Source organism: Enterococcus larvae (genome assembly GCF_017830045.1).
GTDB lineage: Bacteria > Bacillota > Bacilli > Lactobacillales > Enterococcaceae > Enterococcus_L > Enterococcus_L larvae.
In genome coordinates this window covers 221,081-235,300 of the sequence record NZ_JAEDXU010000006.1, presented here as the reverse complement: position 1 = coordinate 235,300, position 14,220 = coordinate 221,081, and the positions used below count along the sequence as shown (strand labels likewise).

The following is a 14,220-nucleotide window of genomic DNA, read 5'->3' as shown; positions in this document are numbered from 1 at the left end:
ATATCCATTTATGAACCCTCATGAATTTTTTAATAAAACAACAAAATACTGTTTAGAAAACGCTATATTTTTGATAAAATGACTCTGTAACGAAAATAATCTCATGAAGGAGCGTTTGTTTTGTGAAAAAGATAGGGAATAAGAAGTTCAGACACATTCTTCAATTACTTGCTGCCTCGACACTGCTGATGGGCGGACTGACAACAACAGCATTTGCTGAAGAAGCAGACTCCGTTCAAAACGCAACTGCAACCTCTCAGACATTGACAATTCTGGGAACATCTGACGTACATGGCCAGCTGTGGAACTGGTCTTATGAGGATGATAAAGCAGCAGCAGTCGGCCTTTCACAGGTCAGTACTGTTGTCAAAAATGTCCGTGCAGAAAATCCGAATGGAACAATCTTGATCGATAATGGGGATATGGTTCAAGGTACGATTCTAACAGATGATCTGTACAATAAAGCGCCTTTGGTCAGTGAAGCACATCCAATGATCAAGGCTATGAACGAGATACAATATGATGCGATGGTACTGGGAAACCATGAATTCAACTTTGGCTTGGATTTGATCGATAAAATCACGAAAGAAGCTGATTTTCCGATTTTATCTGCAAACACGTATCTTAAAGGAACTTCCAATCGTTTTGTTGGCGGAACTACTTTAAAGGAAATCGACCTTGACGGCGACAGCGTAACAGATGTCACAGTCGGAATCATCGGCTTGACAACACCTCATATTCCAAAATGGGATGGCGCCAAAGTAGAAAGTCTTGAGTTCAAGGCCCTGAGAGCAGAAGCGGAGAAGGCTGTCGCCGAGCTGGAAGGCAGCGCAGATATCATTGTTGCTTCTATCCATGCCGGAAGAGCAGACAATGATCCGGATGCCAGTGCCGATCAGGTAATCAACAATGTTGCAGGGATCGATGCGTACATCCTTGGACATGACCATCGTTCCTTCGCTGAACAGATTGAAAGTCCAAGTGGAACAACAGCAGTCGGCGCACCAAAAGATACAGGGATTGAAATGGTACGTATCGACCTTGATATTGAACAAGTCGATGGCGAATGGAAAGTGAAAAACAGTACACCTTCCATCGTTGACACGACAAAAGTTGCCGCTGACGAGGACCTGAAAGCTTCCACTCAGACATACCATGATACAACACGTCAATTCATTTCTGAAACGATCGGGACCGCAACCGAAAGTTTCTTACCAAAAGAAGAAGTGGCTGGTATTCCGGAAGCACAGCTTCAACCGACAGCAATGATTTCTTTGATCAATAACGTTCAAAGAAAATATACTGGCGCTCAGCTTGCGGCTTCTGCATTGTTTAAAGCAGATAGTAAATTTGATAAAGGAAACATCTCTTATTCTAATATTTTCGATATCTACAAGTATCCAAACACATTAGTCAGCGTCAATATTACTGGTGCGAACCTGCTGACTTATATGGAAAATCAGGCGAAGTATTACAACACACCTCAGCCTGAAGATTTAACAATCAGCTTCAATGAGACGATTCGTGTATACAACTACGATATCTTCTCAGGTATTGATTATAAGGTCGATATCTCTAAACCGGAAGGTCAGCGAATCATCAATCCTACGATCGAAGGAAATGCCGTTGATCCGACTGCCACTTATACAATTGCGATGAACAATTATCGTTACGAAGGACTGTTGGCATCCGGTATTGTCACGGAAGACCCGATTGTTTCTACCGATCCTGAAACACTGCGCGGCTTTATTGCACAGTATATCAAGGAAAAAGGAACTCTTGATCCTGAAGAAGAAATCGAACGCAACTGGGAAGTGATCGGTTATGATTTCGATGAAGACTGGCGCGCACTAGCTGTTGATCTGGTTAACAACGGTACATTACAAACCACACCTTCAGCTGACGGACGGACACCGAATGTCAAGGCAATCACGAAGCAAGATGTTCGAGATGCCGGTTTCCAGCCGACAACTGTAACAATCATGCATACAAATGATATCCATGGACGTCTGGAAGGAAACGGCAGCGATGTATTAGGAATGGCTCGTCTGAAAACCTTCAAAAATCTAAAAGATCCAGACCTATTGATCGATGTCGGTGATGCTTTCCAAGGTCTGCCAATATCCAACTTCTCTGAAGGAATGGACATGGTTGCCATCATGAATGAGGTCGGCTATGATGCCATGGCAGTTGGAAATCATGAATTTGATTTCGGCTTGGACCGTGCACTGGATTACAAAGCACAACTGAATTTCCCTCTTCTTTCTAATAATACGTATAAAGATGGAAAACTTATTTTTGAACCCTATACAATTATTGAAAAAGACGGCAGAAAATTTGCTGTGATCGGTGTAACAACGCCTGAGACAGCAACGAAAACACACCCAAACAATGTGGTTGGTGTAACGTTTGCTGATCCAATCGAAGAAACGAAGAAGGTCGTCACAGCTCTGAAAGACGGCGCTGAGGATATTGATGCCTTCATTATTGCCGGACACCTTGGAATTGATGAAACGACACCGAACGAGTGGCGTGGAGATACCTTGGCAGAGGCAATGAGTAAAGCTTTCCCAGACCTGAACATGGTCGTACTGGACGGACATTCTCATACAGCAGTTGACGGCGGTAAAATGTTTGGCAATGTTCTTTATACCCAAACAGGGAACTACCTGAATAATGTCGGCATGGTAAAAATCGATATGAATGCTGCAGAGAAAAAATCTGCTGAACTGATCAGTGCAAAATATTTAGCTGATTTAGAAGAAAATGCGGCAGTGAAGGCTCTCGTTGATGAAGCAAAAGCAAACTTTGAAAAGTGGGGATCAGAAGTAGTTATCGAAAATAACCCTTACCTATTCAACGGAGAGCGCGACAATGTTCGAACTAGAGAAACCAACCTTGGAAACTTAGTTGGCGATGCAATGCTGGCTTACGGACAAGGCGGCTTCAGTGAACCAACTGATTTTGCTGTGACAAACGGCGGCGGTCTACGTGCCAATATTGAACCAGGTGCTGTAACCTTGGGAGATATCATAGCGGTACTGCCATTTGGAAACAGTATCTCTCAAATCAAAGTCACAGGTGCACAGGTAAAAGAAATGTTTGAGATGTCTCTTCGCTCAAGTGCACAAACAGACGAAAGCGGTAAGATCATCCTTGATGATTACGGTCAACCCAAGCTAGGGGCGAATGGTGGATTCCTTCATGTATCCAGTACTGTTCGTGTTTATTATGATTCTACAAAACAAGGAACTTTACTAACAAACGATGATGGCAACGATACAGACAAAACAGTTGTCGGAGAACGTGTACTTTCTGTTGAGGTACAAAATAAAGAAACAGGAAAATTCGAAGCTATCAAAGATGACGCAACCTATAACATGGCAACTAATGACTTCTTGGCTGCCGGCGGCGACGGATACGATATGCTTGGCGGAGAAAGAGAAGAAGGTCCATCTCTTGATACTGTTCTGATCAACTACTTGAAACAAGCTACAACGATTCGTGTATTGGACGCAGCGACAAATATCGATCTAAGCCAATACGAAGAACAGTTCCCAGGTAAACGTATCGTTTCGATCGCTGAAGTGGACTTCAATAAGATCCCAGGCGAAAACGGCGGTACAGATGACAGTACCGATGATTCAGGAACTGGTACTACAGACTCCAGTAAAGATAAAGACGCTGAAAAACCTGCCGGCGGCAACTATCCAAATACAGGAGAACGCATCATTTCTTACCTAAGTATCGGATTACTAGCTGCCGGAACCGCAGGCGCAGGCTTCTACCTCTATAACCAAAGAAGAGCGTAAGCCTCCGAGCGATATACATTAGCTCGAAGCTATCCTGAAAATTTAAAAAGAGTGGAACCTGATCAGGTTCCACTCTTTTGTTTATTCTTTTCCTTCGAAGTATGGAAAATCTTTGGCATAGCCTCCTTTGTTGACCTGTCTTGATCGTGCAATCGCTAAATCATAGGATTGAACATCATTAGTGATGGTCGAGCCGGCAGCAATCACCGAACGCTTATCAATTGCTAATGGAGCAATCAGGTTCGAACCGGAACCGATGAAGGATTGGTCACCAATCGTCACACGATGCTTGTCCTTGCCGTCATAATTGACAAAAACCACCCCGCAGCCGACATTGATATCTTTACCAAGGTCAGCATCACCTACATAAGAGAGGTGTCCGACTTTAGTCTCTTCATCAATCGTTGCATTCTTCACCTCGACAAAATTCCCAATATGCGCACGCTCGCCAATTTCTGTATTCGGGCGAAGATGTGCAAACGGACCGACATCTGCATAGCTGTATATCGTACTTTCCTCCACAACAGAATGCTTGATTGTCACATTATTCTTGATCACACTGTCCACAATCTCTGTTCCGGAACCAATAAAGCAATCTTCTCCAATGACAGATTTTCCTTTGATACAAACACCAGCTTCGATGATTGTATCTGAACCAATCTCAACACCTTCATCAATATAGGTATTTTCGGGATCGATAAATGTCACACCGTTAGTCATATGCATCAAATTCAGACGCTTATACATGATTTTATTCGCTTTAGCTAAGGCAATACGATCATTGATTCCCATCGCCTCATCGAAATCATCCATTCGATAAGCCGCAATCGTGGCACCATCACGCTTCAGGATTTCAATAATATCTGTTAAGTAATATTCTCCCTGTGCATTGTTCGTATCTATTTTTGACAGTGCCGCAAATAATGCTTCATTGTCAAAACAGAAGGTACCTGTATTGATTTCTCTTACTCGTGCTTCTTCTTCAGAGGCATCCTTTTGTTCAACGATTTTCTCTACGATTCCTAAATGGTCACGAATGATCCGCCCGTAACCAGTCGGATTATCTGCTTGAGCAGTCAATATCGTGGCACTCGCATGTTTCCCCTGATGATAATCAAACAGGTTCGTCAGTGTTTCTGCAGTCAACAGCGGTGTGTCCCCTGTGATGACCAGCGTTGTGCCCTTCTTCCCTTCCAAAAGCTCAGCCGCCTGCATCACCGCATGCCCTGTACCAAGCTGCTCCTTTTGCAGCGCATAATGCGTACGGTTGCCTAAATATTCCTTTATTGCATCAGCACCATGCCCCACAACGGTTACTATTTCTGACGGGTTTGTCTGTTCTACTTGATCTACAATATGCTCTACCATTGGTTTTCCGGCTACAGAATGAAGAACCTTGTATAATTTCGATTTCATACGTGTACCTTTACCGGCAGCTAAAATAATGACGTATCTACTGTTTTCCATCTTCGACACTCCTAAAATTTGTCATATCCGTTCCTTTAACAGCTCCTATTGATGGTATCGTTGCGCAAGAAACGACCTCTCCCCTTAGTGTAAACAAGGGAATCATTATTATGAGGCCACTTCTTTCATAGGATGTATAAACGAATACGCATTCCTTCTTAGTTTAGCTTACAGCACCATCTTTTTCAACCAAACCAATTCAGAAATATCATAGACCAATTGTTAGAAAAGTGGAGCAATCTCTTCATATAGTAGGACTGACGCCACTAAACCAGTCTCAGGAGATCACCGTTTAAATCATACATTTTTTCTTTTCAAAAAAATTTTATCTCTCTCCGGCTGAATCAGTTATCCACTCCAGCATTATTTGTCCGTTGAATTCTCATTTTTCTTTTTCCTTCTCTTTTTGCGCTTCCTCTGTTTTCTAAGCATTTCTTGTTGAAGAACTAACGCACGCTGCCTACGCATAAAATAAAGAACGAGAACAATCAGCACAGCAACCGCACCTAGCAAAACGTACAGGAATCGATCGTCACTGTCTTCTGTGGAAGAAAGTCCTAATGCCGATTTATTTACTGTCTCTGCTTGCTCTTTTGTAATTGTAAAGGATTCTTCAAAGTACCAGTCATTCCCCGCTTGATCATTGGCAGACAGCTCAAGCTCATATTCCCCAGCCTCTAATCCCTGATCTTCCCATGAAACAGCAAAATCAAAATTAGAATTTGGAGCCATGGAAAGCCCCTGTTTTTCAGAGGACTTCAAAACCTTGTCCTGTCCCTTTTTCCGTATATTTGCCTTGATTGCCAGCTCTTGAATATTGATTGGTTGTACGTTTTGCAAATTGACAGAGACCTGTGGACGATAATTGTTCAAATCCGATGTGATGTCTATCAGCTTCAAATCAGGGGTAACTTCTTTTTCATTTTCACGCAGGACCACGCCCAACGCATAAGAATATGTATTATTGATTTGGCCTTCCGTTCTTTCCGGTGTCTCCTGTCGAACATGGAAGCCGCCTAAAATCATTCCATCAAACGACGCTTTAGGAACATTTAATTTGAAAATAGCAACCTCATTGCTATTGGCACCGACTATTATAGTTTCATCATGTGTGATTAGATCGGAAAATGCATAAAGCAAGGTACTGTCCTGCTCCTGTTTTTTATCGGGTCGTGTATAATCGATGATTCCGTTATTATTTGTAACAGCCGTATTCGCTTCAAGAATGAAGGTCTGCTCCTTGTCTGAGGAATTGAAGATATTAACTGTCAGCTCCTGTTCCTGTCCAGGTGTGACAGTCAAGTCAAAATATGTTGCATTTCCTGCTCTTTGATTTTCCGGAAGGTTCGCACTGATGGAATAATCAACAGTATTTTCTGAAGCATCTACTGTCTGGGGAACACAAAAAAAAGAGAAAAGAGAAAAAATAGTGATTACGTAAAATAATAGTTTCTTAGTCATAGCTTTCCTTTCTGTAAAAACCAGCCTGCTCTTCGTTTTGCTGTCAGAGAAAACTGTTGTTCTAAATATGTTAGAGAACAGAAGGAACATCAAATCAACTATTCCCCTGCCTCTAAACACAGATTTTTTCCAAACGGCACTTCTATGGATCACTTATCACAGGCTATACACTATGATTCGCTCTCCATTGAAATACACTACTATTAGATACCGCTGATCAGCGTGTAATCGATTGTCCCGCTGTAGCTTCCCTTTATCGCCGTTTCAGCTACAGAAATTTTTGCTGACGCTGACGCAAAAGTCGTTTTCCCTCTCCCTACAGAAGCTTGTCCGACATTGTTCGCTGTACCTAAGATATTTACTTCACTGTTGGCTGTTACATTGTTCTCAACAGCTGTTGTTGGTGTGCCCAAAGTCAGCTTGAAAGCCGTCGTCGGCAACGCAATATCCCCGTCTGTTTTTAGTGAAGAAGCAACTGCTGTCACACGCCATGGAAGAGAAGCATCACTGTCCTCTAAGCCGCGTCTATCATCAACAGAAACAGTTTCTGAGCTTGTCGCTGCCAATTCGTAAAGACCGTTGACCGCTTCTTGAGAAAGGTCCAACTCTCCAAAAGTCATTGCTCCGCCGGCTGACAGCTTGAACACAGGCGTGTTTCCGTTGCCGCTCCCATCATCAACACCCACTGTTGTTGTTGTCTGATTCACTGCATAGGCAGAAGGTCCTGCCAGTAGTGCTGCGCTTAAAAGTACTGTACTTAATCCAATAATTTTTTTCATGATATGTTTCCTCCAAAATTTATAATTGTGTTTATATGCTGTCTACCAGCAACCATGTTTTTTCCGAGCGAAAATTGCCCTCCGGCTGTTTTGGCGGCAGATGCAGCCAGATGTCTGCCGCCTTGATCGTATAGGTAAATACCCCTTTTTCTGTTCCTTCACTGACAAGAACTTTGCTGAATTCCTCTCCCTCAGTATTTCCGGCTGAGGAATATTCCTGTCCGATAATCGCCTGTTTGCCACCTGAAACCATACCAGCTCCTAAATGATAGCTGACACCCTGAAGCTGCTCATTTTTTTCATTGATGAACGGGGATAGTTTCAAATTCAGCTGCCAAGGGGACTTTTCTATTCTGGAATCTTCGATTTCAAGAATCAGATCTGTATCGGCATAATAATCATCTGCTGCTTTTCGCAGAATCTTTTCTCCAAAACTTACATAATTGATCCTGTTTATTCTTAAGTATCCGGTAGGTGATCTGGAATCCGTTACAGAAACATGGGTTTCTTCATTACTTTCTCCATAGACCGGCACTGCTGCGAGGAATAACGCCATCATGCACGAGCATAGAAATCGTTTATAGTTTTTCCCCATAGCTGATCCATCCCCTCCTTGTACAGAGCAGTCCAATGATTCCGATTCCCAGAAGTATGTATTGCATGTGTAATTTCTCTCCTGTTTTCGGAAGAATATCATTGGTGTTCCCTTATGTTTTCTCCTCTGAAGCTGAAGTCTGCTGCTCTGAAGATGATGTGGATTCCTCCTGTTGAAGCGTGATACCAACTGTACTCTTGCCGCCGGATGCTGCCGCTGAATCGAATGGTATTAAAAATAGAAAAAACAGGGATACAGCTATATACGTCCAAAACTTATCTAACTTGTTCATTCGCTTACACATCCTTTAATCAGTTATATGCCCTCCTGAAGCGTCCAATTGATTGTGGCAGAATAATCCCCTTGAACTACAGTATCTCGAACCTGAAGCAGAATGCCTTCGTTTTCCTGCCAGGTTTTGTTCAGCGAGCCATTTTGACGAATAGTAAGCAGCTGTTCATTAGGATAATTGTTGCCTCCGCTTCCAACACCGACTGCTGAATCGAACAGTTTTCCGGAAAACTCCCTGGCACTTCCTTCCGCCTTCATCGGTTGTTGAAGAGTCGCTTGTAAAACCCAAGGAGATGCCGAAGATGCCCGTAAATCAGAAACCTCCACAGTCATTTTATTGCCGGCTTTTCGTGCATATTCCTTTTTCTCATTTTCAATTTGATTGATGGCTACTTCACCAAAATCAAGAATGTCGGGAACTGAAACTAAGGTCAAAGTACCGCGAACCGTTATGCTTTTCGTGAGTGCATTCGATAGTTTTTGATTTCTATCACGAGCCCTCACTGTCAGTTGATAATTGCCAACGGGCAACTGTCCAAAATTCACTTCAGATATGCCTTGTCCCAAATAGCTTCCCGAGTTGTCTGTCGTGAAGTTCTGTTCCCTTTTCAGATCCTCTGTCTGACCTGTACTCAAATCATCCAAAGAAAATGAAACAACCCCTTCATCCAGAGCATTCCATTCCTCCCATTCGACCCTCACTGTAAAATCTTCCGTGGTGGGGATCTGTTCCACTGCTTCCAGTTTTCGCAATTCCGGAGCCAGATTACTATCTAGATAAAATGATCCAGCATGGTGAGGCAACGTCATGGATTCACCAACATTGTTTTGCGCCGTCACCAACGTATCACCGCTGTCTATTTGCATCTGCAACGGCTTTCCGGAGATTTTCTCTCCCTGCTTCATTTCCACCTCAAAGGATAAACGCAGCTGATCTCCTTTAACCAAAGACAAAGGCTGCGGACTAGAAAATACCCACCACCCATCCTGCTGTTCAATATTTCCGGCAATGGGAGAGCCGTTCTTCAGTAACTGAACATTCCCTGTATCCTTAGAAAACAGCACATGTTGATCCAGTTTCTTCTTGATTGTCAGATTATTCAGCTCACCAGTTCCCTTGATCTCGTTCAAAGCAATCTGATAGGTCAGCTTCTGTCCCTCAGTCACTGTTTGATCGATCACTGGCTTTCCTGATTCATCAACAATTTTCTCCTCTACCTGTGTGAAAATGGGTCTGGGAAATTCCTCGAACGCTACACGGGCATCCATCTTTGCTGAACCGGTTGAGCCGGTAAATCCCCAATACACCGTGCTTGTTCCAAATACATCCTGCGGATTCAGAGAAATTGTTTTTTCCAACAGCTCATCAAGCTTATACGTCAGCTGTTTTCGTTCAGAATCCCAGTTGATTGAAAACAGATGCCAGCGATCATCTCCAAAGGTGTCGACGGCCTGCGCATCATTGTGGATTTGTGTTCGATTGGCACCACTTCTCCCATAGGTGTACGCCTTTCCCGGTAGTCCCCAAGCGATATGTCCATAAGGCTTTGTTCCATCATTCCCGTTTGTCGTATCCTTATCCATCCCAGTCTTATTGATATGGTTATCGAATTCGATTGCCAGAGAATTAGTGATCGCCCCTTTTATTCCACCGGTCGTGTTCGCCTGTGCCCAGACACCCAGTGATGCACCTCCGCCAAAAACATTATTTCCTCGGGAAGACTTAGCAAACGCATTTTTCCCTTCACTGTCGGCGTGCATGACAAAAGCCATCCCATCTCCAACTTTTTTCTCTTCCGGTTTTGATCCGCTTCCAGTATCTTTCCCGAAATACAGCCACATACTCGTTGAAAAATCATAATCCAAATTCATACGATAGCCGTCTTCGGACCAGATTGCCCCATTCCCGTAGGTCGTACTCCTTTTCGTCACATTGACAATGTCATAGCCATCCTCATTCGTCACGTTACTTACGACACCTTGCCCTGATGTCACTGGATAAAAATAGTTATCTAACTTTATCAGACGATCCTTTACCTGATTGATATCGGAAATACCGCCCAATGCATTGCGTGGCTTGATTCCAGTGCCTTCAGCACGAGCTGGGATCAAGATCAGGGATACAAAAAAAAGAATGATAACCATTCCTTTGGATTTCTTCAGTTTCAAAAAAATAATTTCCTCCTTTCCTAAAAATTTCATTGCTTCAACTGACTCAATCAGTATAATGCCGACTTTTATAAATAACAATCTAACGAAAAAAAATTGATAGCCAGATTTCTTTCTAATCAAATCATTATTTTTTAAACGTTTTTCTAATGACATATAACGTCCATTAAAAAAATGACACACCTAACGAAAAATTCATATATAGAAGCAACTGAGCTCTATATCCATTTTTAAGTTAATTTATTCACATGTTGTTGTCGATTTGTTATTTAAATAGAAAAAGCTTTCTCTTTTTTTAAAAAGAGAAAGCTTTTTTAATTATTCCGATTTAATAATTTTATCAATTGTCTATCATTTTATCATTTAAACAATTGAATAAAAATACTTGATTCATAATAAAAATTTCATAGAAAACCACAGCACAAATCTATAGTTCATACTCAGCCTTTGAAGTAGTTTCCTGCAACAACATTGATCGTCTTTGTTTGAGTATCTACATCTTTCACATACAGCAACGATGTATAATCATTGATTGCCCGCTGTCCATTGAATTTAGATTCCGCGAAAACCGTAATGCCAACTAATTCTGCCTCAAATTCTTCAATCAGGCTCTTCATTCCGTTGACAGTTCCGCCACCCTTCATAAAATCATCGACAACAAGCACTCTTGAACCACGTGCCAGGCTTCGCTTAGAAAGCTCCATCTTTTCGATTCTTTCAGAAGAACCCGAAACATAGTTCACACTTACAGTAGAGCCTTCTGTGATTTTTGAATCTCTACGAACAATAACAAAAGGAACATTCAAATAATAGGACACCGCTTGAGCGATTGGGACCCCTTTAGTCGCAACGGTCATAACAGCATCGACTTTTTTATCCAGATACATAGAGGCAATCACTCGCCCGATTTGGCGAAGCAGATCCGGCTGCCCTAATAAATCAGATAGGTAGACATAGCCTCCTGGCAATAGACGATCCTGTTCAGACAGGCGATCCCCCAACTCCATAATGAACTGCTTTGCTTCTTCATACGGAATCTTTGGAATAAACTGCACGCCCCCGGCTGCTCCGGGAACGGTCTCCAACAAGCCTGTTCCTCTTTGTTGAAATGTCTTTTTAATAATCGCAAGATCCTCACTGATTGAGGATTTCGCGGATTGATATCTTTCTGCAAAAAAAGTCAACGATACTAATTTATGGGGATGATCCAACAAGTAATGAGTCATGTCAATCAAACGTTCACTTCTGCGTGTTTTCAAATTGGTCACTTCCTTTTCTCTCTATCGCTCCTTATTATAAGGGTTTAGACCAAAAAATTCGAGCATTTTAAGTAAAAAAACTAAAATAGTTCGCAATTTATAGAAAAAAAAAGAAGATAGGGAAAAGAATCTTCGTTTTTCCCCTATCGTTCGTTGATTTTTTTATTTCTTAAAGTAACAGTAACTAGATGACGGACAATATTGATGACTAGAAAAATACCTATGAAAGTCAGTGTGATGGTGGCGCTTGGCGGAGTTTCCAAATAATAGGAACCCGTCAATCCTGTCAGCATCCCAATCAAGCCGACAACTGTACTGATCCAGATAACCGAATTGAACCCTTTACCGATACGCATCCCAGTCGCTGCCGGAAGCACCATGATAGCTGAAATCAGTAACGCACCTGCAATTGGAATCATCACAGCAATTGCAACACCAGTGATCACATTAAACAGCATAGACATCCAACGGATTGGCAGCCCGTCAACATGTGCTGTATCCTCATCAAATGTCAGCACGTACATCGGCCGTTTGAACAAGAAGAACAAAACAATCAAGATAACAAACAATACCGCTAAAATAATGACCTGCTCCCACGTGATCGTCACAATGGAACCGAATAGATAGGATTGAATACTCGTAGCAGAATTTCCACTATTCATATTCATCAATACCAAGGCCAAAGCCAGACCACCGGACATCAGTATCGCAATAGAAATTTCCGAATAGGTGCTGTAAATCGTTCGCAGGTACTCTAAGATCACTGCAGCAAGTATCACAACAACCAATGTCATGATGTTAGGGTTCAAGTTGAAGAACAGCCCTAAAGCAACTCCCGCAAGCGACACATGGGAAAGGGTATCAGCCATCAACGACTGTCTGCGAATCACCAGAAAAACCCCCAGCATCGGCGCAATCACTGAAATAAAACCGGCAGCCAGAAATGCCCGCCTCATGAATTCGTATGAAAACATCTCCAAAAATGCTCAACTCCTTTAGTATCAAGGCTTTGGCAGCCTCTATTTTTTAGTGAGAACATTAAACTCTCTTTTTCTCATTCTGTTTTACTTATTACAAATCGTAAACGTTCCGTTTTAATAGCAAGATATACTTTATCAGAATGAAAAACAGTAGTCAAGAGAAAGCTCCATTCTCTTCCATAAATTCGTCAATATTTTTCAAAATTTGCTATAAAAATCAAAAATTTCCATAATTAAAACAAGTTGCTTCTCTTTTTATTTACTGGGGAACATTTTTACTTCTATCATATAATCACTACTCTAACTTAAAAATTAAAGAATTATCTCAAGATTTAGTTGTAAAAAATCAGATCTTATAAATAGGAACTCACACTTTTCTAAATAAAACATGATATAATGAATGTGAAAAGAGAGATATGCGCAAACATACCTCTCTTAGCAAAGAGCCGTTTAAGACGGTAGCAAAAGTTAAATCATTTTATAGAAATAACCGTTTCTCGCTAAAGTTGACGGTTATTTCTTTTTGTCTTTACGTATGTCTACAATCAATCGGATTGCATGAACAACTAAGGTGCCGCAAGCAATCATCCTCATTCAGATGATGCTTTTGTTTTCGTTCAATTTTCAATCATGAAAATGATTCTGATAGTTAACGAGACACAAGGCTAAGACATTGTTTCTCATAGAATCCCTTCTTATGAACTCATATGAAAACATCTCCACTGGGAATCTTCCTTCCGTACCAGACGAATTTGTCGATCCGCATATGCTTTGATATCCTCGTGATCATGGGTGATCATCAGGATCGATTTACCATGGTCGTGGGCATTATGTCTCAACAGACGATAGAACTCATTACGTGACTCCTCGTCCATCCCTGTTGTAGGCTCATCTAATATGAATAAATCAGGATCTGTTGCGAAAATCCGCGCCAGACTGATACGCTGCTTTTGACCGCCGGAAAGCTCGCCAATGCGTTTATGCCGCATATTCCACATACCGACAGCCTTCAGTGCCTTTTCTACATGCAGATTATCCTTCTCAGACAAACGCTTAAACCACTTACCTCTTGGGTAACGTCCGGAACGAACCAGCTCCAGAACTGTACTTGGAAAGCCGGCATTGAATGACGCAATCTGCTGTGGAATATACCCGATGCTGATTCTTTTTCCTTCAGCGTTTTTATCAGCTATAGAGACTGTTCCGCTGGTTGGCTTGAGCAGGCCCATCGTACTCTTTATCAATGTCGATTTTGCTGCTCCGTTTTCTCCGGTCAAAATAACAAATTCGCCTGGATCAACGTGATAAGAGACGTCTTCCAATACAGGCTCATCATCATAATAGAATGTCAGATTTTTTACTTCAATGTAATGCATCTTTGCCTCCTTTTCAATACTTGAAAACTAT

The 14,220-nt window shown here is 41.9% G+C and carries 11 protein-coding genes; 1 reads left to right on the top strand and 10 read right to left on the bottom strand.

All coding sequences use genetic code 11. The features are described 5' to 3' along the window. Window positions 1-155: 155 nt before the first annotated feature. Entirely contained in the window at window positions 156-3,812 is a 3,657-nt protein-coding gene (locus I6N96_RS12965; RefSeq protein ID WP_347339088.1) for a 5'-nucleotidase C-terminal domain-containing protein, read from the top strand. 81 nt (window positions 3,813-3,893) lie between these two features. On the opposite strand, the gene glmU is transcribed toward I6N96_RS12965, so the two are convergent. From glmU to I6N96_RS12915, 10 genes are all read right to left on the bottom strand, one after another. Next, window positions 3,894-5,279: a bifunctional UDP-N-acetylglucosamine diphosphorylase/glucosamine-1-phosphate N-acetyltransferase GlmU gene (glmU, locus tag I6N96_RS12960; protein WP_209557964.1), complete on the bottom strand. Its 1,386-nt coding sequence runs from the start codon at window positions 5,277-5,279 to the stop codon at window positions 3,894-3,896. A gap of 363 nt (window positions 5,280-5,642) precedes the next feature. Then, window positions 5,643-6,740, bottom strand: coding sequence for a WxLIP family cell surface protein (locus tag I6N96_RS12955; protein WP_209557963.1), 1,098 nt, complete (start codon window positions 6,738-6,740; stop codon window positions 5,643-5,645). Between the two features lie 203 nt (window positions 6,741-6,943). Next, window positions 6,944-7,519, bottom strand: coding sequence for a hypothetical protein (locus tag I6N96_RS12950; RefSeq protein WP_209557962.1), 576 nt, complete (start codon window positions 7,517-7,519; stop codon window positions 6,944-6,946). 31 nt (window positions 7,520-7,550) lie between these two features. Next, window positions 7,551-8,114, bottom strand: a complete 564-nt coding sequence (locus tag I6N96_RS12945; RefSeq protein WP_209557961.1) for a WxL domain-containing protein — start codon at window positions 8,112-8,114, stop codon at window positions 7,551-7,553. Next, on the bottom strand, window positions 8,098-8,211 hold the full coding sequence (locus tag I6N96_RS19995; protein WP_209557993.1) for an LPXTG cell wall anchor domain-containing protein: 114 nt from the start codon (window positions 8,209-8,211) through the stop codon (window positions 8,098-8,100). The genes I6N96_RS12945 and I6N96_RS19995 overlap by 17 nt, the downstream gene beginning before the upstream one ends. Window positions 8,212-8,226: 15 nt before the next feature. Then, complete coding sequence (locus I6N96_RS12935; RefSeq protein ID WP_209557960.1) at window positions 8,227-8,406, bottom strand: hypothetical protein; 180 nt, start codon at window positions 8,404-8,406, stop codon at window positions 8,227-8,229. 23 nt (window positions 8,407-8,429) lie between these two features. Further along, window positions 8,430-10,574 carry an L-type lectin-domain containing protein gene (locus I6N96_RS12930; RefSeq protein ID WP_209557959.1) on the bottom strand — a complete coding sequence of 715 codons (2,145 nt, stop codon included), beginning with the start codon at window positions 10,572-10,574 and terminating at the stop codon, window positions 8,430-8,432. A 440-nt stretch (window positions 10,575-11,014) separates the two neighbouring features. Beyond that, on the bottom strand, window positions 11,015-11,833 hold the full coding sequence (purR, locus tag I6N96_RS12925; RefSeq protein ID WP_209557958.1) for a pur operon repressor: 819 nt from the start codon (window positions 11,831-11,833) through the stop codon (window positions 11,015-11,017). A gap of 143 nt (window positions 11,834-11,976) precedes the next feature. After that, window positions 11,977-12,813: a metal ABC transporter permease gene (locus I6N96_RS12920; RefSeq protein ID WP_209557957.1), complete on the bottom strand. Its 837-nt coding sequence runs from the start codon at window positions 12,811-12,813 to the stop codon at window positions 11,977-11,979. Window positions 12,814-13,508: 695 nt separating this feature from the next. Further along, the gene (locus I6N96_RS12915) at window positions 13,509-14,189 is read right to left on the bottom strand and encodes a metal ABC transporter ATP-binding protein (RefSeq protein ID WP_209557956.1); all 681 of its coding nucleotides are present in this window, start codon (window positions 14,187-14,189) and stop codon (window positions 13,509-13,511) included. Window positions 14,190-14,220: the final 31 nt, after the last annotated feature.

What these genes read in the sequence shown, in the direction of transcription:
- glmU (WP_209557964.1), bottom strand. Translation starts at nt 5,279, where the DNA reads ATGGAAAACAGTAGATACGTCATTATTTTAGCTGCCGGTAAAGGTACA.
- I6N96_RS12955 (WP_209557963.1), bottom strand. Translation starts at nt 6,740, where the DNA reads ATGACTAAGAAACTATTATTTTACGTAATCACTATTTTTTCTCTTTTC.
- I6N96_RS12950 (WP_209557962.1), bottom strand. Translation starts at nt 7,519, where the DNA reads ATGAAAAAAATTATTGGATTAAGTACAGTACTTTTAAGCGCAGCACTA.
- I6N96_RS12945 (WP_209557961.1), bottom strand. Translation starts at nt 8,114, where the DNA reads ATGGGGAAAAACTATAAACGATTTCTATGCTCGTGCATGATGGCGTTA.
- I6N96_RS12935 (WP_209557960.1), bottom strand. Translation starts at nt 8,406, where the DNA reads ATGAACAAGTTAGATAAGTTTTGGACGTATATAGCTGTATCCCTGTTT.
- I6N96_RS12915 (WP_209557956.1), bottom strand. Translation starts at nt 14,189, where the DNA reads ATGCATTACATTGAAGTAAAAAATCTGACATTCTATTATGATGATGAG.